Consider the following 22,118-nt stretch of genomic DNA (forward strand, 5'->3'; position numbering starts at 1 on the left):
CTGCCCGCAAGGGCGGCGCACTGCGCAAGATCAGAGGTGGACGCCATCGGCGCTGCCGACAATCACCCTCACTTCACGCTTCACGAGGGGGAAGATGTCAACTGAGCCGGGGGCCTCGCTCAGCCCTTCACCGCCCCCGACGTGAGGCCCTGAACGATGTGGCGGCTGGCGAAGGCGAACAGGAGCATGGTGGGCAGGATGGTGAGGACAGCCGCCGCGGACATCGAGCCCCAATCGATGTTGAAGCTGGAGATGAAGCCGTTCAGGGCTGTGGGAACGGTCTTGTTGCTGTCGCTGTTCATGAGCGTCACCGACAGGAAGAGTTCGTTCCAGCAGTTGACGAAGTTGAAGATGAACGCGGCGATGATGCCTGGGCGCATCACCGGCAGCAGGACCCGGAAGAGGGCTGCGAACCGGGACAGGCCGTCGATCATGGCGGCCTCCTCCAGGGCGTCCGGGATGTTCTCGAAGAAGCCGCGCAGCATCACGGTGCAGAACGGGATGCACACCGCGATGTAGACGAGGATCAGGCCGAGGCGGTTGTCGACCAGCCGCAGGTCGGTCATCAGCAGGTACAGCGGTCCCAGGGCGATGAACGACGGGATCATCTGGGTGACCAGCGCGGCCATCAGCAGAGCGGACTTGGTGCGGAACTCGAAGCGGGCCAGTACGTATGCCGAGAGCATCGAGATCGCCGTGGCCGTCGCGCCGGCCACGGTGGAGACGATGAGGCTGTTGGTGAGGTAGGTCCCGAAGTCGGCCGTCCCGAACAGGCCGCTGTAGTTCTCCAGGGAGAACCGCTCCGGCCAGTAGGCGAGCGGGAAGTGGAAGATGTCGCCGGGTGCTTTGAGCGAGGTGATGGTGATCCAGTAGAGCGGAAAGGCGGTGAAGAGCAGCCACACGCCGAGGAAGGTGAACTTCACGGCCCGGCCGGCCGCGGACTCCTTGCCGATCACGACCTCACCCCCTTCTTCTCGCGCGTGGCCATGAGGAAGAACACCGCGAACACCAGCAGCGCGGCCACCACGAGGAGGCCGAGCGCGGAGGCTCTGCCGTAGTCGCCCTGCTGAGTGATCTTGATCATCCAGGTGGTCACGATGTGCGTCTCGTTGTTCGGCCCGCCGCCGGTCATGCCGAAGATCAGGTCGGGGAAGTTGAAGATCCAGATCACCCGCAGCAGCACGGTCAGTGCCAGTGTGGTGCGGATGTACGGGATGGTGATCTGGAAGAGCGTGCGTGCCTTGCCCGCGCCGTCCAGCGCGGCCGCCTCGTAGAGCTCGTCGGGGATCGACTGGAGCGCGGCCAGGATCATGATCGCGAAGAAGGTGACGCCGTACCAGATGTTGGCGATGAGCACGGCCACCATCGCCGTGTTCGGATCCGCCAGCCAGGCGATCGGCTCGTCGATCAGACCGGCCTTCTGCAGCAGGTCGTTGACGACACCGAACTCGCTGTTGAACAGCCAGCGGAAGAGGATGCCGATGAGGAACCCGGAGATCGCCCAGGGGAAGAAGATCAGCGCCTGGTAGAGGCCCCGGAGGCGGAAGCGGCGGCGCAGCCAGAGCGCGAGCGCGAAGCCGATGACCAACTGGGGCACGATCGAGCCGATCACCCAGACCGCGGTGTTGCCCAGGACGGTGCCCCATGCGGGGTCGGCGAACACGTCGCGGAAGTTCTTCAGGCCGACCCAGGAGGTGTCGGTCAGGTCGGTCAACTTCCAGTTGCGGAAGGCCATCTGGCCGCCCGCGATCATGGGGTAGTACGTGAAGACCGCCACGAAGACGGCAGCCGGCGCCATGAACGCGGCGATCTGAAGACCGCGCCGCGTGGTGAACTCCCGTCGGCGGCCGTGGGGGAGACCCCGCTTGCGGGAGGCCTCCCCACTGCCCGGTGTGGTCGTCTTCGTCGCCGTTGTGGACGTGACGGACATGTCTACGGCTCCTGCTGCCACTTCTCGGTCCAGTAGGCGTCCCAGCCCGCGAGCAGCTTCTTGGGCGTCGTCTTGCCGAGGATCAGCTTCTGCACGTCGGCGTCCGCCTTCTGCTGCCACTCGGCCCACCAGGTGACGCCGCGCGGCTGGGTGACGACCAGGTACTTGTCCGGCTGCTCGGTCATGGTGACGTAGCTCGCCCAAGGGCCGGTCTTGTAGAAGGGGTCGCTGGTCGCGGACTTGAGGATGGGCACCAGGCTGTTCTTCTTGGTGAACGTCGTCGATGCGGCGCCCTGGGAGAGGAACTGGACCAGCTTGACGGCCTCGGCCTTGCGCTTGCTGCCCTGGGCGACACCCCATCCGGCGGTGGCCAGCGGCTGCACGGTCTTGCCGCCGGGCCCGGCCACGAGTGGCGCGGTGTCCCACTGGTCCTTCGAGATGGACTTGGACTCCGAGACGGTGGCGATCACTTCGGGGTCCTGGAGCAGGAATGCCGTGGAGCCGTTGGAGAACGCCTCGACCATCTCCGGGTAGCCCCAGGCGACGGACGACTTGGGGGAGGCCTGCTTGAAGAGCTTGAGGTAGTTCTCCATGGCTTCCTCCGCCTCGGGAGCGGAGAAGATCGTACGGCCGTTCTTGAGCTTGAAGCCGTTCGCCGGGTCGACCTGGTCGGCGAGGTAGGCCTCGATGGCGGCGGTGGCGTTGCTGTTGGAGTTGGCGCCGCCGCGGAAGGCGTAGCCGTAACGGCGTGCGGCCGGGTCGTGGATGGCGGAGGCCTGCTCCAGCAGCTCCTGCCACGTGGCCGGCGGCTTGTCGAAGCCCGCCTTCTTGATCAGGTCGGTGCGGTAGAAGAGGCTCAGGCCGTAGAAGCCGTACGGGACGAAGTACGTGCGGCCCTTGGCGTCCTGCGAGGCGTTGACGGCGTTCTCCGTCATCGCCTGCCAGCCCTTCCAGCCGCCGAGGTCCTTCTTCATGTCGTAGAGCCAGCCGTTGTTCGACCAGGGCCCCACCGTGATGTCGCGGACCTCCAGGACGTCCACCCCGCTGCCGGACTGGAGCATCTGCTGGAGTTTTTGGTCGGCCTGCTCGGTGGGCGGGGAGACCAGGTTGACCTTGATCTTGGGGTTCTGCTGCTCGAAGTCGGCTATGAGGTCCTTGAGCAGGTCGGTGCGGGTCGGGTTCGTCAGACTCTCGACCATGTTGAGGGTCACTGTTCCGCTCGCCTCGGGGCTCATGGTGGAACAGCCGGTCAGGACCATCGCGGCGGCGGTGCCGAGCGCGAGAGCTGCCGTCCTTCTTCTCATTGTGCTGACCTCTTCCTTCAGTTTTCTCGTGCCCACCGGCCGAGGACGGGGACGCATTCCTCGGCGAAGTACTCGTAGTCGGCGGCGGTGTTGTAGACGTGGGCGGACAGGCGCAGGTAGCCGATGCCGTCGAAGCTGGTGAAGGCCGCCTCCACGCCCAGTTCGAGGGCCACCCGGTCGCGCAGTGCGTCGGCCTCGATCCGGTCGGCGGCGAGTCCGTCGGGCAGGCGCACCAGGCGCATGCCGGGGACGGGCATGCCGACATCGACGGCCGTGTCCGCGCTGGTGAGTTCGGCCGTTGCGGCGCCGATGACACGGGCGCCGTAGTCGGCCAGCTCGTCCATGTAACGGCGTGCGGCGGACCAGCCCCACGTGCGCTCGACGAAGGCGAGGGACGTCGGTGCGGCGAGGTAGGCGGTGGCGTCGACGGTGCCCTGCTGGTCGAACCGGTCGGGATACGGATCGGCCGCGGCCCAGGAGTCGATGAGGGGATAGAGCCGCTCGCGCAGCGGGCCGCGGGCGACCAGCGCCGCGGCGCCGCGCGGGGCGCAGCCCCACTTGTGCAGGTTGCCGGTCCAGACGTCGCAGGTCGCGTCGGCGAGCGGCGCCTCGAGGAGACCGGGCGCGTGCGCGCCGTCGACGAGGACGGGGATGCCGCGTCGGCGAGCCTCGGCCCCGATGCGCTCGACCGGCAGCCGGCGTGCGGTCGCCGAGGTGATCTGATCGACGACGACGAGCTCGGTGGCGTCGCCGAGTTCGGCCGCCACGGCCTCGTACGCCTGGTCCTCGTCCGCGTCCAGCGGTACCCGGGCGGTACGGACCCGGCCGCCCCAGCGCCGCGCCAGCCGCTCGGCACCCATCGTCACGGCCCCGTAGCCGTGGTCGGTGACGACGATCTCCCCGTCGGGACGCAGGGTGAGGGCGGCGTACACGACGCTCGCGCCGGCGCTGGCGTTCGGCACCAGGGCCAGGTCGCCGGCACTGACCCGCAGGAAGTCGGCGAGCTCGACACGGGTGGCGGCGAGCCGCCGGGGCAGCGCCGGGAACCACACGACAGGCGAGCGTTCCATCTCCACGCGCAGCAGCTCCTGCCGCTCCTGAGCCACCAGCGGAACCGCCCCGAAGGAGCCGTGGTTCAGGTGCTTTAGGGCAGGATCCAGCGACCACGCCCGGTCGGCGGGCCGGCCGTCCGCCAGCAGCAAAGGGCGCGGCGCGGTGGTCACCTCGGTCTCGCTCACAGGACTCCACATCCGGGAAGGGCGGGCCGAAGAAGCTCAGACTCCGCCAGACACATCTGATGACTCGGCATCCTGCACACCTTCCTTGGCGGAAACAAGGGTCGTACAGTGAAAGTCATCAGATGACTTACCTGTGACACGCATCCGACACATCTGAGACTCGCTACAGTGCCCCGAGGGGACGGCGGCATGATCGCCGACCCGCCAGGGGAGGAAGAGGGACAGATGTCCGCAGTCGAGAAGGCGTTCCACGGCCTACGGCACATGATCGGGACGGGCCGCCTCGGTCCGGGCGAGCGCATTCCGCCCGAGGGGGAGCTCTGCGAGGAACTGGGCGTCTCAAGGGGGTCGCTGCGCGAGGCCGTACGGATGCTCGCCGCCCTGGGCGTCATCGAGCCGCGGCATGGCTCTGGCACGTACGTCTCCCAGCTGAGGCCCGAGGACGTGATCGGCAGCCTCTCCCTGACCCTCGAACTCCTCCCGCTCTCGGGCCTGTTGGAGGTCTACGAGATCCGGCGCGTCCTGGAGGCCCACGTGGCCGCGCAGGCTGCGGCGCGCTGCACCCCGGAGACCGTGCGCACGCTGTTCTCCCTCATCGAGGACATGGAGGCCACGAGCGACCCCACCAAAGCCTCCGAACTCGACCACCGCTTCCACGCCGAGATCGCCCGCGTCGGCGGCAACCCCACCCTGGCCACCCTCTTGGCGGTCTTCCGCGCCCGCTCCCGCAAGTACCAGGTCTTCACCCTCCCGGAAGGCCCTGACCTGCGCAGGAAGAGCGACGATGACCATCGCGTCCTGGCCACCGCCATCGCCGACCGCGACCCCGTCGCCGCGGCCGGTGCGGCCCAGGCGCATGTCGCCCAGACGGAGCGGTGGCTGCGCGCGTTCATGCCGCCGGTGGAGGAGACCGACGGGTCGGACTGAGTGTCATGGCCGGGCGGCCGGCACCGAGATCCACGGCTCACGCGGAGGCGGGTCACGAACCCAGGCAAAGGTGTGAGGCCGAGGCGGCCCCCTCGGCCGCCGCGGGTTCGGGTTGGCTCCCGGTGCCGGTCGGCGGCGTTGGATGGCCATGGCCTGGCTGCGGTGGCGGACAGGGGCCGATCGGCTCATGGTCGGCGCGCCTCGGCCGTGACGGTGTGTGCCGGTGGAGGATCGGTGGGGCGGCGGCTCAGGAGCGGCCGCCCCCCAAACCGCCCACCGCGTGAAGAGGCCCGGCCATGAACCCGTTGGACGACGATCCCCTCGCCGCTCAGGCTCAGGCGCTCGCCGACCGGCACTCTGTCGGGTTCGGGCAGCCGGTGTTCTCATGGCGCGGCGACACGCTCGACACCACCATGGGGGCGAGGTGAGTGCCGCGCCGCGCGGGGACGCGTCGGGCGGCGGCCGTTACGGCGAGGCCGTGTTCCGTCCGGAGCAGGCGGGGGAGAGCGAGCGCATCGACTTCGGTGCCCTCGCCTACGACGACATCACCATGGCACGGCTGCGGGCACTGGGCGTCGGCCCGGGGTGGCGGTGCCTCGACGTGGGCGCCGGCACGGGCACGGTCTCCCGTCGGCTGCTGGACGAGGCCGGGGTGGCCGGCGTGCTCGCCGTGGACCGCGACGTACGCTTCCTCAGCGCACGGCCCACGCCGGGCCTTGAAGTGCTGGAGACCGACATCACGGTCCCGAACGCCCTGTCCGGCCGCTACCGGCTGGTCCACGCGCGCTTCGTGCTCATGCACCTGCCCGAGCACGACCGCCTGATCACCACGCTGGCCGAACTCGTCGCGCCCGGCGGCGTGTTGGTGCTCAGCGACGCGGTCGACCTGACGAGCGACCGGACACCGAGCACGCCGTACACCGCTGTGATGCGTGCGATGTGGCAGGGGCTGCGGGCCACGATCGGCACCGATGTCTCCTGGGTGCCGTCGTACCCCGACCTGCTGCGCCGCGCCGGGCTCGTACCCGTGGCCGCCGAGATCCATGTGCCGCCGCTGCTGCCGGGCAGCGCCCTCAGTCGCTTCTGGGCCGACACATGGCAACGGAGCAGAGCGGCGATGCTCGCCACGGGCCTGGTCGACGACGCGGCCGTCGACGAGGCGGTCCGGTACCTGGGCTCCGACGAATGCGCGGCGCTGTCGGCCGGCATGCTCACCGCCTGGGGCTGGAAGCCCGGGGAGGCCGTCCGCTGATGCGCCCTCACGGACGGAGCACCTGCCCGAGCGGCACGATCGGCCAGGTCCGCCGCGGGCATCCCGGAACTCCGCCCCCTGCGATCGTCGCGTCGATTCCGGTCAGGAATCGAGAAGCGCAGATCCGGGAGCCGCCATAGCGTCTTCGTCATGACCTCCATCGCATTCGTGACGCTCGAGGTGGCCGACCCGGCCGCCGCCCACCGCTTCTACACCACGGCCTTCGGCCTGGGCAGCCAGGTGCGCCTACAGGACTCACCGGCCCCGACGACCGGCTTCCGCGGGTTCACGCTGTCGCTCGTGGTGTCCCAGCCGGCCGACGTCGACGCCCTCATCGACGCAGCCGTGGACGCCGGCGCCGCGACCCTGAAACCCGCCGCCAAGTCGTTGTGGGGTTACGGGGGCGTCGTGCAGGCTCCGGACGGGACGGTCTGGCAGGTCGCGTCGTCATCGAAGAAGGACACCGGCCCGGCGACCCGGCAGATCGACGAGATCGTGCTCCTGCTCGGCGTCGAGGATGTGAAGGCCAGCAAGCAGTTCTACGTCGAGCGTGGCCTCGCCGTGCGGAAGAGCTTCGGCGGCAAGTACGTCGAGTTCGACACCGGGTCGGGCCCGGTCAAGCTGGCGTTGTACAAGCGCCGTGGCCTGGCCAAGGTGGCCGGCGTCTCGCCCGAAGGCACCGGATCGCATCGCCTCACGATCGGCAGCGATGCCGGGCCGTTCACCGACCCGGACGGGTTCGCCTGGACGACTGCATCGCAGACGGCCTTGCTGTGAACCGTGCGATGCCGGCCCATGCCGACATCGACGGGAGCAGCCGCCCCGGCTGAAGGCCTGCTCCATTCGGTTCCTGGGCGGGGAAGCACCTCCAGCAGCCGGAGCAGCTGCGCAACTTCGCACCGCTGCTCATCGAGTGCGTGGGCCGCCTCCGAGTTGCGGCGGACATAGCCGCTGCTGCGAAGAGTTCGCCGCCGATCTCGTCACCGAACCCTGGGAATGACGTCGCGAGACCCACCGGGCCCCCGGCCCGGAACAGTCTGAACGCGCTCCGCGCACAGCGCTGTTGTTCCGGATCCGTCTCGCACAGGGAGTGCAGTTTACGAACTCCAGGGGCCCCTGGTGGAACAGCTCGGTGGGAGAGGCGCCGACCCGCACGTCTCGAGGGCTGGTGAAGTGCGACATGGTATCCCCGAGGCGCGGCGTGGTCGGAGAACACCTGACTGGTGATTGTCTGTTGCCCCAGCGGTGATTCTCTGCGACACGGGGGTGCGGGCGGCGCGTCGGGTCAGCCGACGGGCGGCATGTCCGTGGGGCTGGAGTCGAGGCCGGGCCGTTTACCCGACCAGGCGCCGCGGGTGAAGTCCGGGATCTCGACCGGGCGGCCGTTCCTTGCCAGGGATGCGGCGCTCAGCGGCACCGCCGAGCACCAGGCGGCGGAGTCGTACACGTCGATGTCGGGCACCAACCCGGCGCGCATCGACTGAACGGTGCGCCACTGCAGGACGTAGTCCATGCCGCCGTGCCCGCCGTTGTTCGCGGCGTCGTCGCCGACCTTCTGCCAGAGCCAGTGGTCGTACTCCTTGCGGTAGTCGGCGAAGTCGCGCCAGGCGTGGCCGCCGTGGTCAGGTTCGAGGTAGACACGCGCGCCGGTCGGGGCCGGCCCGGCGTAGTCCTCCACGATTCCGCGGCTGCCGGCAAGGGTGTTGATCCTGCTGTACGGCCTGGGCGAACTCACTTCGTGCTCGGCCCGGATGACCCTGCCCTTCTCGGTCTCGATGAGGCAGGTGACCAGGTCACCGTTGATGTATGTCTCCTTCCAGGACGGATGGTCCCGGGGCACGAAGCGCTCGCGGTAGTCGGCCAGTCCCTTCGGGGCGGTCGCGATGGCGCGCAGGGTGGACATCCGGTCGCCGCGGTTGATGTCCATGGCTGCCGCGATCGGGGCCAGTCCGTGCATGGGGTAGAGGGACGCGGTGCTGCGGGTGTGCCACAGCCGCCGCCAGGAGTCGGTGTAGTACGTGTCGGAGAAGAGGAGTTCACGCAAGTCGTGGCAGTAGCCGCCGTGTCCGTTGGTGATGTCTCCGAACAGGCCGGCGTGTGCCATCTTCAGCATGGCCAGTTCGTTGCGGCCGTAACTGCAGTTTTCGGACAGGAGAAGGTGCTTACGGGTGCGTTCGGAGGTGTCGACCAGGTCCCACAGCTGGCGCAGTTCGGTGGCGATGGGGAGTTCCACCACCGCGTGCCTGCCGCTCAGCAGCGCTGCTCTGCCGTGCTCGTAGTGGAACTCCCATGGCGTGGCGACATACACCAGGTCGATGTCGTCGCGGCGGAGCATCCGGGCGTAGGAATCGGCCGCCCCGCCGTACTCGGCGGGGCGGGGCTCGCCCTTGCTCACCAGCCGCTCGGCGGCGCGCCGCGCGCGGTCGGCGCGGATGTCGCAGACGGCGGTCACGGTGCAGCCGGGCACCGCCGCCCAGCCCGTGATCATGCCTGCGCCACGGTTTCCCAGGCCGATGACTCCGACGCGGACGGTGCTGTGGACCTCGAACGGCACGCCGATCATCGACTTCTGGCCGGGACGGCGGCGAGGCGCCTGTTCGGTTGCGGCCGATGCGGCCGGGGCCGCCGCGGTCATCCCGGCTGCGAGCGCGCCGGTGGCGATGGCTCCGCCCAGGAGCAGTCGGCGTGAGACAGCGGGTGTTTCGGACATGACGGCAACACTCCTCGGTGAGGTGGCTTGCATCACTGCCGGGGCACTGTCGGAACTGTCAGGGCATGACTCTGCGGGCTTGGGCGGGCCATGTCAATACGTGCTCGATTGGAAGTGGTTTCGCGCAGGATCAAGCATGAAGGGGTGAGCCGAAGCCACGCTGGTGTAGCGCAAGCAGTGCCCGATGGTGGAGGACAGATTGCATTCGGGAATGGTGACGGTGTAGGGCGATGTCGAGGTCTTGGTCGGGGTGGGGCCTGGCAGCACCCCCGGATTCCGGGTACGGCGAGCGATGTGCCCGCGCGGTCGGCGGGTACCGGCACGGCGTAGTAGCGCAACCGGCCGTCAGCGCTCTGTGTAGCCACCGTCACCGATCATGCGCCGTCGGTGCGCTGCGCACGGCCGTAGCCGCCTCCGGTGTGGACTGCGCACCCTTGGCGGGGCCGGGCGGGTCGACTTCCGGTGCCATCGCAACGGTGGCGGCTGCCGGTGCTCTGCTCCATCCGAGGGTGCGTCAGCCCGACGGCGCCCGCGTTCGTGAGGTGCTCACCCGGGGACGGCAGCAGGGCGAGATTGTTCCGCTGTCCACCCTCACCCACGAGTTGGACGGCGGAGCGCGGTGGCCGTATGTCGGTGATTGGGAGCGGGGCACTACCGATCTGGTGCAGCTCGTGCGGGCGGGGCTATGCGATGCCCTGTGTCTCGGTCTGCGGGGGATCGCGCGTGCCTTGGTGTGCCATGGGGCCGCACAGCCACCTCCGCGCCTACGACGCTGGGGCGGGCGGTGCCGTCGTCTACGGGGCTGCGGAGCGTGCCGCGGTCCTGACCGAAGTCGGTGTGTTCCTCGCCGAGCGGGTGGCCGGGCGGGACCTGTTGCCAGGGGGCCAGTCGTCCGGGCCGTGCTGATGCGCGCGGTCAGGCAGCCGGCGCCGGGCCCGGTCCGGGGAGCCTTTGCGCCTCGGCTGGCCTGGCCGCCGGCTGGCCTTGGTCATCAGAGGGGTTCGGCCCACAGGAGGGCGAGGGGCGATCAGGCCGGCGCCGATGCCGTAGCAGGCGCCGCGCAGCATGTCGTGTGGGCCAGGGCGGTGCGTCGGCGCCGGACGATCCAGTGCCAGGTGGCGGTGGTCCGTTTCTCAAGCAGCGGCGGGGGATCGCCAACCGCTACGAGAGGTCCGCCACGATCTACCTCGCCGGGCTCCACCTGGCAGGCATCTTCCTTTGGTCCGCGCGATGACGAGGAGCCAGCGCCGGTCAGAGGCCACCGTTTTCCGGAACGAGCGACTCGCGCCGATCACACAGCACCAGACGGATTAGTCGGCTCTCACATAGTGAGCCATCCGCACTACAGCGCTCGCAGTTGCCCTCGCTGTGGTCAGCGAAGGCATCAGTGACAGCATGGAGGCGCGCGTGCTCGGCATCCGTCCAGTTGCCGCCGGGTTTCCACGGCCGCGGAAACGCGTGGAAGGCCAAAGACCCCCACAGGCCGCTGCGGAGTCGTGGGGTGCCCAGTACAGCGCTGCGGTGATTACGGCGTGATCACCGCTCCGGGGTCTGGCCAGAGATGCCGTTGAGGGAGGGCGGGCCGCAAGGCCATGCTGCTCCGTCTGCACTCGTTACGAACTCTCGTGGTTCGCCTGGAGCACGTCTCCAGCAAGGGAGCCGCGGTTTCGCCACGGTTGTTCATCCATAGCGCTCGCGCTGCTCGGCTTGCGCAACGTACCCAGGACCGTTCAGGGACATCGCAGACAGGTGTGTGCCCAGTTCACTTCCTGCCGCTACAGCCCGCCTGCACCAGGCGAGGGACTCCGCCCATCTGCTCTTGTCTGCGAGTCGCTGAGCTGCTCAGATCAGGGCGCAGGCCTCGCCGGCTGCAGCGGTCTGATCCGCCCCGATGGTCGGGGGAGGGCCAAGGAGCCGAACTCCAGTGCAGTGCAGTCATCCATCGTCGACGGAGTGATTACGACATAATCACCGACGTCCCGATCCTTGCTACCTAGCTGGTCGTGGCTCCAACTCCTATCCTCCTGCGATGGACTGGGGCTCAATTGTCAGCACCGTGACGGGTGCAGTCATCGGAGTAGGAGCCACTTCGCTGGCCGACCGATCGAGATGGCGTCGCGACCAGGCCGATCGCCGTACTGATGTAAAGCGCGAGCTATACGCCGCCTACCTCGCGGCCGTGGCACGAACATGGAACGAGATCCAGGCCGTGGTCCTCAAGGGCACCGAGCCGTGGCCTGAGCGTGCACGCCTGGCAGCCCACGCCTACCGAAGCGGCGGCATGTACGAACTGCGGTACCAAATCTCCATCACCGCCCCACCAGAGATCGTCGTCCTGTCCGATCAAGTCCTGCGCGGTATACGTGACCTCGTGGAAGACCTGGCGGCTGGACGGACCTTCGGCAGCTGGGATGAGCTCAGGAGTCCCAATGGCGCATTGTTCGATGCGTTCGACACCATGCGGGGCAGAATGCGCTTTGACCTCGACCCAACGTCGCGCCCTCTACCTCCTTCCGGCTCTTGACTCTGGAGTTCGGCGCGGCGCTCCTTGAGGGGGCGGCAGCCCGGTCGGGGAGTCGGGCACGGCCATATTCGATCCGGTCAGCCGGCGGCGGCGCAGGTCAAGGGGGAGCGCGACAAGGAGCCGAAGCCTGAGTAGAGGCCGTCCCTGACGGAGCGATTACGTCGTAATCGCTCCAGGGCGGCTGGGCTTGACTCGCTCCGTCCAATGGCCGCACCTCAGGCATCCGGTCGCTGGGTGATTATGGAGTGATCACCCAGCGAGGGCCAGGCCACAGTGATGGGGTGGGGAGGGTTGGGCGCTGGGACGGTCTGGTGCTCCGTCAGCACCGGCAGGGCCCAATGGCCTGTTGGTAGCGACCGAGCATGAGGAACTGGTCCGTTGCCAGGTCCATCTGGCCACGAGCCGCGGGGAGCTCCGGCGGGAACGGCTCCAGGACGGTGCGCTGCTGGTCGGGCGTCGGGGTCGGCGCGCTCACAGTTCGGGGTGCTCGAGGTCGGAGACGTTGCCGAACATGCCGTCGATCGCGTGGGTGACCTCCGGCCGGTGCTCGGGCCGTGTGGAGCTGAGGACCGCCCCTTTGAGGCTGACCAGGTCGATGTCCTCGAACAGTTCGGTGATGTCGGCGATCGTCTGGGAGTCCAGGATGGTGCCGGTGTCCGGGCGTTCGCTGTCCAGGTAGCAGCCCATGGCGTCGGCCTGGTCGGCGAACTGGTGGGCGCGGGCTGGGGTGATCTCGATGCTGAGGCAGTGCTCCAGGCCCGAGCCGAGGACGCCGGTCGGGCTGATGTGGATACGGATGCTCGCGTCCGGGCCGGGTTCGCCGGCCAGTCCGGTGAGGGCTTCGGCGAGGGTCTCGATCGCCTTGTTGTGGTCCGTCTCCATAGAAGCGGCGTCCGTGTCCGCGTCGTTCTCCGGAGTGTCCAGTACCGGGACCTCCCACAGGACTTCTAGGGTGTCGGCCTGGAGTCGGAGCCCGCCGTCGGCGTTGTCCGGGAGGGCGAGGTTTCCGGTGACGCGCGGTAGGTCGCCGGGCAGGCATTCGGTGAGCAGTGTCCGCACGAGGTCCGGCAGAGTGGTGGTGTAGGTGACCCTCCTCCACGGTGCAGTCGGTTGAGGGAGGAGATCAGCCACTGGCGGCCCTCCGAGATCACGACAGGCATTCGCTCCACTAAAGCCAACGCCGGGCGGTCTCCAGCGAACTCGCTTCCGTGAACTCTGCCTGCGAGTTCGACCAGGCTGACAGAAGCGGCCACAAGCCCCGTCATACCCGGCAGCCACCGGGTAGGCCTCGTCCGCTGCCAGCGATGAGGGCTTGGTAATGGTGGCGGCTGGGTGACAAGGCCGAGCATCAGCTGCAAGGAGACTTCCGGAACGAGTCGCCTCGTCCCTGAGCCTGCCCGCGCCGACAAGGAGACGAAAGAGATTTCCTTGGTCTGACGAGCGACGTGCAGCTCCACCCGGAGAGGGTGATTACGGCGTAATCACTCCTTGCACGGCGCTGCCCCGTACAGCGACAGCGGCCATCGGATCTCCTCGGCCCGGCGCCTGTGTACATCAACGGTTGTCCGGCGCCATGTTGTGGAAGGCGGACCCGTACACCCCCGAAACGTAGAAAGATCTGGCTTCCCGCGAACGCGTCGCGGGAAGCCAGGCCCGGCTGTGTCGTTCCTGATTCATGGGCGCGTTACTGATCGTTTCAGAATGAGTTGAGTCGCGGGCCTTGTGCCCAGCGATCTTGGTCGGCAGGTTGTCCCGGGTACGAGCTGATCTTGTTCTTGACGGCCTGTGGGAGTGAGTGGCTCCGCTGCTGCCGTCGGCTCCCGAACGGCGCCGCCGCTACGCCGGGCGGCTGCGGGTTCCCGACCGGGCGGCACTCGCCGTTGTCATGTACGTACTGCGGACTGGTGTCGCGTGGCGCGATGTCCCGCAGAGAGCGTGGGCTGCTCCGGATTGACGGCCTGGCGTCGGCTGCGGGACTGGACCGAGGTCGGCGCCTGGCCACGCCTGCACGCCGCCCTGCTGGCCGAGCTGCGCCGCGCCGACCTGTTGGACCTGGACGACGGGTCCGTGGACGGGTCGCACGTCCGGGCCCTCAAAGGGGGGATCACGTCGGTCCCTCGCCCGTCGTCCGCGCCCGTTCCGGCTCCAAGCACCATCTGATCGTCGGCCGCAACGGAACCCCGCTTGCCGTGACGCCGACCGGCGGGAACCGACACGACGTCACCCGACTCCTGCCACTGCTGGACGCCCTCCCATCGATTCGAGGTCGGCGGGGACGCCCCCGTCGCAGGCCCCGGCGTCTGTATGCGGACCGCGGCTACAACTTCGACAAGTACCGCCGCCTGCTGTGGAAGCGTGGCATCAAGCCGCAGATCGCGCGGCGCGGCGTCGCCCACGGTTCCGGACTGGGCAAGGTGCGCTGGGCCGTCGAGCGCGCCTTGCCTGGCTGCACCAGTTCAAACGGCTCCGCATCCGATACGAACGACGCGTCGATCTCCATCAGGGCCTGCTCGAACTGGCCTGCCGCTTCATATGCCTCCGCCGCCTGTGAACCTCATTCTCAAACGATCAGTAAGACCACCCGCCCCGGACGTGTGCGAGGTCCCGCAGCGGCCACGGGCTACCTGGCTAGCTGTTCCCTTGAAGACACGACTGAGGTCGAGGCGCCTCATGTGGGCGCGGCTCAGGGCAGGCTGTCGAACTTGCCCAGGAAGGCGCCGACCACCGCCGCGACGGCCCCGCCGGCGAAGAGGAGGCCGATACCGAGGGTGAAAACAACCAGGATGGCGTCCCGGATCCGCCGGCCCCGCGACTTCAGCGGAAGTACGCGGCCGGGGTCGCGTGGGTCGTACGCCGCCTCGATGCTCCAGGTCGGAATGGAGTGCTGCACGGTGCGGACCACGCCGCCCGGATCCGTGTACGCGTACTGGCCGGGCTGGTCCTGGAGCCGGATGGCGGTCGTCCGGACGCCGTGCTTCCGCAGGTACCGCTCCTCGACCGGTTCGTAGGCAAGGAATGCACCGAACGTGAGGATCAGGATCCCGAAGGAGCTGAACGGGATGATGAAGATCATGGCGGCTGGGCTTCCCATGAAGCCCACGAGCAGGCATGAGCCGATGGCCGCCAGGGTCGCGACGAGCGCGCCGCGCTTCATCCCGCGAAGCCAGTTCCGGTAGCTCGGCTGGTACAGGCGCTCGCCCGAGACGAGGTCCGCGCCGTCGATCGCCTCCGTCTCCGCGGTCCGCCCTGGCAGGGCCGCGTTCACGGCGTCGGCGAAGGCGACGGCGGCGGCGGCGTCCACCACGTCCCAGACCCGGTGGATGTGCGTCTTATCCGTGGTCGGCCCGGCGGTCAGCTCGATCGTGACGGACTGCCCCTCGGCGAGCACACGGCTGATGGCCTTCAGCGGGATGAGCGTCTGCTCGTGCGGACGGCGCACGAGCAGCGCATCGTTCTCCACGAGCGCGACGGTTTCCCTGCCGGCGTGGAGAACGGGTATGTGAGAAGTGATCGACATGTGCGTGATCGTAGGGGTGGAGGTCGGCGCCCGGGAGCCCTCGGGTGCACCGTTCGGGTTCGGCGGCTCGCACCCGGGACACCATGCCGACCCAGAACGCCGAGCACGAGACCCGCGACTCAACTCATTCGGAAACGATCAGTTAGTGGGCTCGGATGTGGTGGGTTCCGCTGGCGCTCAGGTTTGCACGGCCCGCAGAAGTCCGATGAGTTGGTCCGCGGCGTCGAGGTGATGGGCCAGGGCGTCCGAGACCGCACCGCACAGGCGGCTTCGCTCGTCGTCGGCTGCGGCCAGTGCCGACACGGCCACGGGAATCGCCTCGTCGGACCGTCCCGTCAGGGTCAGGCCGATCGCCAGGGCGACGTCGGCGAGACGCCGCCCCGGATCGTGCTCCGGTGCTCCCCAGCGGCACAGTCTCGCCAGAGCGACCAGACGCTCTGGGTCCGCCGATCGCCAGGCGTCCTTGAGCAGGGGCGTGCCGGAGGCCGGATTCTCGAGGATCCCGAACGCGACGGACGACTCGCCGCGCCGGGTGAACACCAAAATGGCCAGGGCCAGGCCTGCTTCCTCGTCGTCCTGGTGTTCCAGGGCGTCGGTGACTTCCGGAGTGAGGAGCTCGTCGTGGTGGTCGGCCAGGAACGCCTGTGGGTCGTCCGCTGTCAGCCAGTCGTCGATCAGAGCCTCCGCGAGGAACGGCGCGCACGCGGCCTCCACACCGCGCTCGGCCGCGTCGGCACGCAGGGCCAACAGCAAGTCGGCTCTCTCGTCGTCTTCGGGGCCTTCGCGCAGCTCCTCGATCAGGATGTCCGTGGCCGGGTCGAGGAGCCGCGGGTTGGCCAGCATGACGCTGCGGTCCCGCTCCACGCTCTCCGCGTTCCACCAGGCGACGACCGCGTGCTCGAGCGAAGGATCGATCTTCAGCCAGTCCGGCAACGGGCCTGCGTTCCGTTCCCAGAGCAGGTCGAAGCGTGCGGTGTCACGGACGCGCTGGCTCCTCGCGAGGCCGTGTACCAGTCTGGTCAGCGCCGCGTTGCCGCTACACGTCTCCAGGCCCTCGAGGAAGGCCGCAACCTGACGGTCGAGCTGCTCCGGCGGATAGATGCGGTGGAGGGCGAGCTCCACAGTGGTCTCGGGTGATGCGGCAGGATCGGCGAGCACTGCGTCCCACAGCGCATCGCCGGCGGCGTTCAGCGCCGCGGCGAGTCGCGCGACCGCCGTATCGTCCTTCGTCACCTGGTCACGCAATGCGTCGATGCCGCTGCGCAGCAACTCGGCCGATTCGGGCCCGCGACCGAGCTCCCCCAAGGCGTGTCCCAATCTGACTTCCAGCATTGGCATCAACCAGGCGGGGGGCTGTGAACCGCGTTCGGCGAGCAATGAGAGCGCCCGTTCAGCCTGTTCGACCGCAGAGGCATAGTGGCCTGCATCGATGTACAAAGCGATCAGGCAGTTGAGGGCGCTGGCGAGTACGACGCGGCCGATCGGGATGTTGGTCTGCTCTTCGAGCAGTTCGATCGCTCTGCCCACGCAGTCCCCTGCTTCGTTGAAGCGCTCCACGCTGATGTTGGCAGCTGCCAGGTTCGTAAGACATATTCCGCGCAGCAGTGGAACACCGGGCCGGGCGGGATTTACGGACTCCAGGAGGCCCAGGGCCTCCGAAGCAAAGGCGATCGCTTCAAGAGCACGTGTCGTGCAGAAGAAGCCCGCAAGATCCGCCAGCGAAGCCGCCAGTGTCAACGAGAAGGTCTCAGCGCCTGAGAGCGACCTTCCGCTCAAGGACCGGAGCTCCCTCACCGCCAAGTGCATCGCGACGGCCGCGTCGTCGTACTTGTCCGCCGTAATGAGCAGGGCGCAGAGGCTCCGCAGCGCGTCGATCCGGACCTCGCGGATCACGCTGTCCTGACTCGCTTCCAGAAGTCCGACGGCCTCGCGCTGACGCTCGATGAGTTCTGCCAGGTCGGCCGCAGGGTCCCCGGCACGCTCCTTGACCGTCTGGACGATGACCTGACCAAGCAGGGCGGCCGCCGGGGGATACGACGCCGCGAAGGGCCGTAGCCGCTGCTCGGCCTCATCCAGGTCCGCAAGTGTCCGCGACCGGTCGGACACAATGCCCGCGCGCGTGAGAAGGACCAGACACAGGCCGAAGGCAGCCTCCGGACTTCGGTCCGCGAGATCGACGACGAGCGCGACGGCCGCATCGAGAAGCTCCAGCGGACGCGGGGCGCTCGCAGCGACCCCCATCCACGGCCGTTGCCCGTCGATGAGGGCGCAGAGGCGCAAGCACTCGGCGAGGTCGATGTCGAAGGCCGTACCACTCGCCCCCTTCTCGCGGTGGACGTCCAGGATGCGGTCGACGACGGTGTGACGAGCAGGAGTGAGGCCGGCTTCGGCCTGCGGCGCTATAAGTCCGAAGTACTCGATGGTTGCCCGTACGCGAAGGCTGTCGATCAGGACCGCTGTGTCGGTCTCCCGACCGTCACGACGCTGGTCCAGTGCCGAAAGCGCCAGTCGGCTGTAGCGATCTGCCTCCGCATAATCCGCGCTCAGGAGCGCTGTACGTGCGGCGAGTCCCGCGGAACTGGCCAACGAGTCGGCCATTTCCGGCCTGTTACTGATCTCGGCTTCGATCAGGTTGACGGCTTCGACGGCCAACGTCCGTGCACCGTCGGCGTATCCCTGACGCAACAGCGTCGATGCCTGAGCGGTGAGCCCGCCGCAGAGTGCCAGGACGGCGATCGAGTCGTCTCCGGCTTCCCGGGCGGTGTCCCGGGCCACCGCCACGGCCTCCGCCGCCATTTCCTCGGCCGTGTCGAGGTCACCCGCGTATGTCAGAACGAGCGCCTGGGTGAACAGAGCCATCGCCACATCCAGCGGATCGCCCAGTTCCCGGCGCAGGGCCACCAGCTCTTCGGCGAGGGCGACCTGCACCTGGGGCGGCTCAGAAGACCAGAAGGGCGATGGGAGGATCTGGTCCATCGCTTCGGCCAAGTCGGGGAGGAAGGCGTCGCGATCCCGCTCCGCGAAGCTTCGCAGCAGATCGATTCCGTGAGTCCCCGCATCAGCGAGATGGCGCCAGGCATGCCGCCACAGATAGGTGTGCTCTCGCGGAGCCAACCCTGTGTCGAGCAGCTCTTCGTAAAGCCGGGCGACGGCATCGGCGATCGTCCGGCGTGCCTCCCTGACCTGGGCGCCGGGTTCCACATTTCGGCCGACGTGTGGGCGCAGGTGCTCCACGAGCCGTTGGTGAGCCACGCGGTAAACGGCCTGGTCGCCTTCGGCTCCGCTCACCACATGTCTGCCGAGCAGCACCAGCAGGTTGTAGGCATCGGCACGGTTGTAATGGGTGCCGGTCGGCGAGAGCGCTGTGGCGATCGCGGGCCACACGTCGTCGGCGGGCATGCCGCGCCCGTATGCGTAGGAGAGCGCGTGGAGGAGTTCACGGGCGGCGGTGGGGTGCGGTTGTCCCTGCACGGTGAGGACCGTGCCTAGCAGGTCGTTCTCCAGGGCGGCCTGCACCGTGGACGCGATGCGGAGCTGCCACCCGTCGTCCGACGTGTCCACGGGGTTGTTGCGCAGCTGCGAGGTCACGAGCCGGGCCAGCAGGAAGGGCCCCTCACGGGCGGGGTCGGCTTCGCGGGCCGATCGCACGATCTCGTCCGCGACCAGAGTGGCGTCCATTAGGGGCGATGTGCCCTCCAGCCGCCGTACCACGTAGCGGTGCACGTCGCGCAGAGTGCCCTCGGGGTCCTGAGAGAGATCCACCGTCTCGGCAGAGGTGCCGAGGAGGGCCAGCAGGCCGGGCTCATCTGCGGCGCCTGGGACCTCCCGGGTGCCGATCAGCACCTGGGCCTCCTTGGCCAGGGGCTCGACTACGCGTGTGGCGATCTCCCGAGATTCAGCCGGACCAGCCTCGTCGAGTCCATCCACGACCACCAGGAGCGGACGGCCCTCCTCCGCTCGCCGTTTGTAGGCGAGTGCCAGCACGTCGTAGAAACTGGCGCCGTCGTGCAGAGCGAGTTCGGCGACGAGGAAGTCGACGGCACCCTTGAGGTCAAGACCCCGCGCGTGGAGATGGACGTCCACACTGTACTTGCCGGGGTCGGTATCCAGAGCGACCCTCCCTTGCGCGAGGAGGCGTCGGCGCTCGTCGGGAACCGAGAGGCTCACGATGCGGCCGACGATGGCCGACTTACCCGATCCCGGGGGGCCGGTGACCGTGTACAGGCCTCGCTGACTGCGGCGTATCCATGCCGCGATGCCGGCCAGAATCGCGTCGCGGCCGGTGAAGTAGCTCTCCTCGGTCGAGGTTCCGCGGGCGGCCTGCAGCAGGTGTTCCACCACTGCGTGGCTGGCTCGCGGACGGTGCAGAGGGTTCCGGAGCATCGGCAGAGAATTGCCGACGGTGGCCTTGTGAGGTGAGTGCCGTTCCTCCGACCACTCCTTCACCAGCGCGTCAAGCAGGTCGTCACCACGGATCCTGGCCTGGTAAATGCTCCACTGCAGGCGCAGTTTCGGGTCGTCTGGGCCCTTGGTCAGAAGACGGGTGAGCTCGCGGGCCATCGCTCCGCTGCGCGCGGGTTCGTCGCCACGGGCGGCGGCCACGACTCCAAACCAGACGGCCTTGATATCGGCCCGGCCGGCGAGGACGGCGTTCGCCATAGTGATCGCACCGGGGACGCCCCTGCCCGAAAGACAGGTGTCGAGGATCACCAGCACCTGGTTCGCGCCCGTGCCCGCGGCCCGCTCTCCGAGCCATTCCGGTGTGGTCACCTCACCGTCGGCCACGTCCGTCGTACGTCCCATCAATCGGAGCTGCCCGTTGGGTCCCTCAACTCCGTGGCCGGTCCACAACACGACGAGGGTGCCGCCAGCCAGCGCGCCGGAGGCCAGGGCCGCCTCCAGCTCATTGAGCAGTTCACCGCGCCGGAGATCCTTCAGGGAGAGCGGGTCGAGGTCGTACTCGGCGCGCAGAAGGCCGACGAGATGTTCGGTGTCCGTGACGGCCCTCGGCAAGGGGCGCAAGCCGGCGTAGTCACCGTTTGCCACGGCGACCACCAGCTCGAGGGGACCGCGGGACGTCATCGTGCGCCCTCGCGGTCTCCGGGGTCCTCCACGGCCCCGTCCCACACCAGGAAGGGGCGGGTGACCGGCGGAGGACCGCCCGGCACCGGGCTGTGGACACGGGCCGTGTAGCCGCCCGGCGGCAACGGCTCCAGAACGGCACGGCCGTCGGGCCGGACCATGGTCGGGGCTCCGACTGGCTCGCCTTGCTCGTCGAGGACGGTGACCCGCAGACGACGATCGGCCAGGTCGGGAATGACGAGTTCAGGCGAAGTGCCTGGCGGCCACCACTCGTTCATCGACACCCCGAAGGCTTCGGGGTCGGCCCCTTCCCAGATCACGTCTTCGCGGGTGAGGATGCCGTCGAGGAGGTCGAGGGCCGATCGCGTCACCTGCAGTTCCCCATGGTGATCCGCCACCTCGTGCACCTCTTGGCCCCGCCCTGCCGCCGGTTCGGCCGAGAGACGGGGGACCGTGCCGTCACCGCCCTGAGCCTGACCGTCGATCAGTTCGGACAGCACCACGCTGCGTGCGGAGATCCGGGCCGTCGTCTTCGTGGGCTGACGGATGCCCACGATCTTGTGGAGGGTGTACGACGATCCGCTGGCGCCTCTGATCGACGCATGGAACTGGGCCGCGTCGGCCAACCTCGCCGTGTCGATCCCGGGCACATCGGACCCGACGAGCTGCCGGCGCTCGCCGTCGGCACCCTCAACGCACTTGTAGGTGGGTAGAAGTTGATACAGCGACGGCAAACTGTCCGCCAAAGCCCTCAAGCGCGATTCGAAGACGCCGAAAGGGGTCTCGATTCCGTTGGAGAGCGTGTCCAATGCCTTCACTGAGCCCCGGTGCGGAGTGCCGATCGTGATGAGACTTCGCGTGATCTCGGCACCCCCCTCGCACTCGAGGAACCAGCGGGCCACCAGGCCACCCATGGAATGACAGACGAGGATCAGCTTGGCGTCCTGGCAACCGGGTTGACCGCGCCATCTGGCCAGAGCATCACCAGCAGTCTTCGCCAGCAACCGACCATTGTGGCGATTGGAAAGCCGCCAATCGTAAGGAAAAGCAACGAGGTTGGGAATGCGGTCGGGATCGCGCTCGTCCGACTCAACGAGCCCGAACCGCGCCTGGCGCAGGAACCTCAACAGGCTCGAATAGCCGGAGATCGGGCTCCACAACCCAGGGATGACATGCAGCGCGGGAAGCAGGCCGACCGCTCGGACTCCGTCCGACGGCGCTTCGTCGCCGATGCCGTCGGGCAGGGCAAGTGAGCCGATGTGCCGTCCCAGAGTACGCAGCGCGAGAACGAGTGAACGGGCTCGGAGAGACCACACCAATCTGCCGTGAGCGTCCATGAGTTCGCTACCCATGATGCCTGGGACGACCACGACGACATCGCGAACCTGCGTTTCCTCAACGCTCACAGCAGTCCCCCCCAACGGTTACCGGCCGTCTGCTGCCCGTGGCCTACTCAGAATGTGATACTGCAGCCACAACGCGTCCAGTAGTCGTTCCCCCAACTCAATGGGACATGTGCGGACGCGGCCCGAGCGAGCGCTCCACGTCTGCGCCAGGTGCGCGAGGAGACCCCCCGTGGGCTGGAGATGAGCGTGCGCGGGGCCTTGGCTGTGATGGCACGTCTTCTCATCGTG

The 22,118-nt window shown here is 68.3% G+C and carries 15 protein-coding genes and 1 pseudogene; 7 read left to right on the forward strand and 9 right to left on the reverse strand.

Annotated elements, in window-relative coordinates; all coding sequences use genetic code 11:
* Positions 1–119 precede the first annotated feature (119 nt).
* From ACZ7L6_RS33530 to ACZ7L6_RS33545, 4 genes are read right to left on the reverse strand one after another with little or no spacing between them, the layout of a single operon-like run.
* Positions 120–956 (reverse strand): carbohydrate ABC transporter permease, encoded by an 837-nt coding sequence (locus ACZ7L6_RS33530; protein WP_471930478.1) that lies wholly within the window; start codon positions 954–956, stop codon positions 120–122.
* Positions 953–1,930, reverse strand: a complete 978-nt coding sequence (locus ACZ7L6_RS33535; RefSeq protein ID WP_471930480.1) for a carbohydrate ABC transporter permease — start codon at positions 1,928–1,930, stop codon at positions 953–955. Before ACZ7L6_RS33535 ends, ACZ7L6_RS33530 begins: the two co-directional genes overlap by 4 nt.
* 2 nt (positions 1,931–1,932) lie before the next feature.
* On the reverse strand, positions 1,933–3,234 hold the full coding sequence (locus tag ACZ7L6_RS33540; protein ID WP_471930482.1) for an ABC transporter substrate-binding protein: 1,302 nt from the start codon (positions 3,232–3,234) through the stop codon (positions 1,933–1,935).
* Between the two features lie 17 nt (positions 3,235–3,251).
* Positions 3,252–4,472: an aminotransferase class V-fold PLP-dependent enzyme gene (locus ACZ7L6_RS33545; protein ID WP_471930484.1), complete on the reverse strand. Its 1,221-nt coding sequence runs from the start codon at positions 4,470–4,472 to the stop codon at positions 3,252–3,254.
* A 225-nt stretch (positions 4,473–4,697) separates the two neighbouring features.
* Here ACZ7L6_RS33545 and ACZ7L6_RS33550 point away from each other — a divergent pair, with 225 nt between their 5' ends.
* The 4 genes from ACZ7L6_RS33550 to ACZ7L6_RS33565 all read left to right on the forward strand — a co-directional run bounded on the left by ACZ7L6_RS33550 (position 4,698) and on the right by ACZ7L6_RS33565 (position 7,428).
* Positions 4,698–5,399: a FadR/GntR family transcriptional regulator gene (locus ACZ7L6_RS33550; RefSeq protein WP_471930486.1), complete on the forward strand. Its 702-nt coding sequence runs from the start codon at positions 4,698–4,700 to the stop codon at positions 5,397–5,399.
* 296 nt (positions 5,400–5,695) lie between these two features.
* Positions 5,696–5,827, forward strand: coding sequence for a hypothetical protein (locus ACZ7L6_RS33555; RefSeq protein ID WP_471930488.1), 132 nt, complete (start codon positions 5,696–5,698; stop codon positions 5,825–5,827).
* Entirely contained in the window at positions 5,824–6,651 is an 828-nt protein-coding gene (locus ACZ7L6_RS33560; RefSeq protein WP_471930490.1) for a class I SAM-dependent methyltransferase, read from the forward strand. The genes ACZ7L6_RS33555 and ACZ7L6_RS33560 overlap by 4 nt, the downstream gene beginning before the upstream one ends.
* Positions 6,652–6,801: 150 nt before the next feature.
* Positions 6,802–7,428 (forward strand): glyoxalase, encoded by a 627-nt coding sequence (locus ACZ7L6_RS33565; RefSeq protein WP_471930492.1) that lies wholly within the window; start codon positions 6,802–6,804, stop codon positions 7,426–7,428.
* A 508-nt stretch (positions 7,429–7,936) separates the two neighbouring features.
* Here ACZ7L6_RS33565 and ACZ7L6_RS33570 read toward each other — a convergent pair.
* Positions 7,937–9,361, reverse strand: a complete 1,425-nt coding sequence (locus ACZ7L6_RS33570) for a Gfo/Idh/MocA family protein (protein WP_471930494.1) — start codon at positions 9,359–9,361, stop codon at positions 7,937–7,939.
* 738 nt (positions 9,362–10,099) lie between these two features.
* Between ACZ7L6_RS33570 and ACZ7L6_RS33575 the strand changes: the two genes are divergently transcribed.
* Positions 10,100–10,267: a hypothetical protein gene (locus tag ACZ7L6_RS33575; protein ID WP_471930496.1), complete on the forward strand. Its 168-nt coding sequence runs from the start codon at positions 10,100–10,102 to the stop codon at positions 10,265–10,267.
* A 1,123-nt stretch (positions 10,268–11,390) separates the two neighbouring features.
* Positions 11,391–11,885, forward strand: a complete 495-nt coding sequence (locus tag ACZ7L6_RS33580; RefSeq protein WP_471930498.1) for a hypothetical protein — start codon at positions 11,391–11,393, stop codon at positions 11,883–11,885.
* A gap of 471 nt (positions 11,886–12,356) precedes the next feature.
* On the opposite strand, the gene ACZ7L6_RS33585 is transcribed toward ACZ7L6_RS33580, so the two are convergent.
* A complete protein-coding gene (locus ACZ7L6_RS33585) occupies positions 12,357–12,944 on the reverse strand; it encodes a hypothetical protein (RefSeq protein WP_471930500.1) in 588 nt (195 codons plus the stop codon).
* Between the two features lie 736 nt (positions 12,945–13,680).
* On the opposite strand from ACZ7L6_RS33585, the pseudogene ACZ7L6_RS33590 reads away from it, so the two are divergent.
* A pseudogene (locus tag ACZ7L6_RS33590) lies at positions 13,681–14,436 on the forward strand (IS5 family transposase).
* A 132-nt stretch (positions 14,437–14,568) separates the two neighbouring features.
* On the opposite strand, the gene ACZ7L6_RS33595 reads toward ACZ7L6_RS33590, so the two are convergent.
* The 3 genes from ACZ7L6_RS33595 to ACZ7L6_RS33605 all read right to left on the reverse strand — a co-directional run bounded on the left by ACZ7L6_RS33595 (position 14,569) and on the right by ACZ7L6_RS33605 (position 21,890).
* Positions 14,569–15,402, reverse strand: a complete 834-nt coding sequence (locus tag ACZ7L6_RS33595; RefSeq protein WP_471930502.1) for a hypothetical protein — start codon at positions 15,400–15,402, stop codon at positions 14,569–14,571.
* 177 nt (positions 15,403–15,579) lie between these two features.
* A complete protein-coding gene (locus ACZ7L6_RS33600; protein ID WP_471930504.1) occupies positions 15,580–20,457 on the reverse strand; it encodes a hypothetical protein in 4,878 nt (1,625 codons plus the stop codon).
* Between the two features lie 23 nt (positions 20,458–20,480).
* Positions 20,481–21,890: an esterase/lipase family protein gene (locus ACZ7L6_RS33605; protein ID WP_471930506.1), complete on the reverse strand. Its 1,410-nt coding sequence runs from the start codon at positions 21,888–21,890 to the stop codon at positions 20,481–20,483.
* Positions 21,891–22,118 lie beyond the last annotated feature (228 nt).

The organism is Streptomyces sp. NPDC107522 (assembly GCF_055657525.1).

What these genes read in the sequence shown, in the direction of transcription:
- ACZ7L6_RS33580 (WP_471930498.1), top strand. Translation starts at nt 11,391, where the DNA reads ATGGACTGGGGCTCAATTGTCAGCACCGTGACGGGTGCAGTCATCGGA.
- ACZ7L6_RS33570 (WP_471930494.1), bottom strand. Translation starts at nt 9,361, where the DNA reads ATGTCCGAAACACCCGCTGTCTCACGCCGACTGCTCCTGGGCGGAGCC.
- ACZ7L6_RS33535 (WP_471930480.1), bottom strand. Translation starts at nt 1,930, where the DNA reads ATGTCCGTCACGTCCACAACGGCGACGAAGACGACCACACCGGGCAGT.
- ACZ7L6_RS33555 (WP_471930488.1), top strand. Translation starts at nt 5,696, where the DNA reads ATGAACCCGTTGGACGACGATCCCCTCGCCGCTCAGGCTCAGGCGCTC.
- ACZ7L6_RS33575 (WP_471930496.1), top strand. Translation starts at nt 10,100, where the DNA reads ATGGGGCCGCACAGCCACCTCCGCGCCTACGACGCTGGGGCGGGCGGT.
- ACZ7L6_RS33595 (WP_471930502.1), bottom strand. Translation starts at nt 15,402, where the DNA reads ATGTCGATCACTTCTCACATACCCGTTCTCCACGCCGGCAGGGAAACC.
- ACZ7L6_RS33565 (WP_471930492.1), top strand. Translation starts at nt 6,802, where the DNA reads ATGACCTCCATCGCATTCGTGACGCTCGAGGTGGCCGACCCGGCCGCC.
- ACZ7L6_RS33540 (WP_471930482.1), bottom strand. Translation starts at nt 3,234, where the DNA reads ATGAGAAGAAGGACGGCAGCTCTCGCGCTCGGCACCGCCGCCGCGATG.
- ACZ7L6_RS33550 (WP_471930486.1), top strand. Translation starts at nt 4,698, where the DNA reads ATGTCCGCAGTCGAGAAGGCGTTCCACGGCCTACGGCACATGATCGGG.